Here is a 216-nt window from a genome sequence, read left to right as displayed (position 1 = left end):
AGAATTCAGTCTTTAGCGTCGACCAGAACGACTCGGCCATCGCGTTATCGAAGCACACGCCAGTGCGCCCCACAGACTGAGCGATGCCCAGGTTGCGGCAGACCTCCCAGAGCTTCTCGCTGGTGAATTGTGTTCCACGGTCAGCGTGAAACACCAGCCCATCAGGAACGTCACCGCGCAGCGTATGCGCCATCCGCAGGGCCCGTTCGACCAGGT

At 60.6% G+C, this 216-nt stretch carries 1 protein-coding gene; it reads right to left on the bottom strand.

Annotated features, from left to right (window positions below; all coding sequences use genetic code 11):
* On the bottom strand, nt 1-216 hold a 216-nt coding region (locus HMPREF2698_RS12665; RefSeq protein ID WP_141748964.1), incomplete at both ends, for a DDE-type integrase/transposase/recombinase.

Source organism: Corynebacterium sp. HMSC072A02 (assembly GCF_001810085.1).
Lineage (GTDB): Bacteria > Actinomycetota > Actinomycetes > Mycobacteriales > Mycobacteriaceae > Corynebacterium > Corynebacterium hesseae.
The sequence above is the reverse complement of the archived record's forward strand: the minus strand, read 5'-3'. Positions and strand labels throughout refer to the sequence as shown.